This window comes from Neisseria sp. P0021.S006 (assembly GCF_051956895.1).
In genome coordinates, this window is sequence record NZ_JBQCWZ010001330.1 from 1 (window position 1) to 409 (window position 409).

Annotated in this window: 1 protein-coding gene and 1 pseudogene; both read left to right on the top strand. The window is 46.0% G+C overall.

Going from position 1 to position 409, the window contains the following annotated elements:
• Positions 1 to 87: pseudogene (locus tag ACTHUM_RS20145) on the top strand (tRNA (guanosine(37)-N1)-methyltransferase TrmD); the annotation flags it as partial.
• 14 nt (positions 88 to 101) lie between these two features.
• Positions 102 to 409: 50S ribosomal protein L19 (rplS, locus tag ACTHUM_RS20150; RefSeq protein ID WP_440404023.1), on the top strand; the 308-nt coding region annotated here is incomplete at its 3' end.

Consider the following 409-nt stretch of genomic DNA (forward strand, 5'->3'; position numbering starts at 1 on the left):
GATTTATTGGAAAAGCGCAGTTTAATCCCAAAGGAATCCCGCCTCTTAAAAGAAATCTTGCAAGAGCAACAGGAAATCCAATCATAACTTAGGAAAAACAAATGAACTTGATTCAACAATTAGAGCAAGAAGAAATCGCTCGCTTGAACAAAGAAATCCCTGAATTCGCTCCAGGCGACACCGTTGTCGTATCTGTACGCGTAGTTGAGGGTTCTCGCAGCCGTCTGCAAGCATACGAAGGTGTTGTTATCGCTCGCCGCAACCGTGGCCTGAACAGCAACTTCATCGTTCGCAAAATCTCTAGCGGCGAAGGTGTAGAACGTACTTTCCAACTGTACTCTCCTACCGTAGAAAAAATCGAAGTTAAACGCCGTGGTGACGTACGTCGCGCCAAACTGTACTACTTGCG